Consider the following 228-nt stretch of genomic DNA (forward strand, 5'->3'; position numbering starts at 1 on the left):
GTGCGTCGTAGTTTGGTTGATACATTTGTTGTTGGTATTGCGGTTGAGTTGTGTATGGGTTTTGTGGTGTTACATATGGATTTTGCTGATATTGTTGTTCTTGGTTTTGTGTTGTTACATATGGATTTTCGTCATATTGTTGTTCTTGTTGCTGTAACTCTTGTTCTTCGTATTGTTCTGTGTATCTCTGTTCCTGCTGTTGAGGGTAAAATGGTTGCCTTGGGTAAG

Annotated in this window: 1 pseudogene; it reads right to left on the reverse strand. The window is 38.6% G+C overall.

Annotated features, from left to right (window positions below):
* Positions 1 to 228: pseudogene (locus MR167_RS32445) on the reverse strand (hypothetical protein); the annotation flags it as partial.

Source organism: Bacillus cereus group sp. BfR-BA-01355, from assembly GCF_022663675.1.
In the GTDB taxonomy this organism is placed as follows: Bacteria; Bacillota; Bacilli; order Bacillales; family Bacillaceae_G; genus Bacillus_A; species Bacillus_A thuringiensis_S.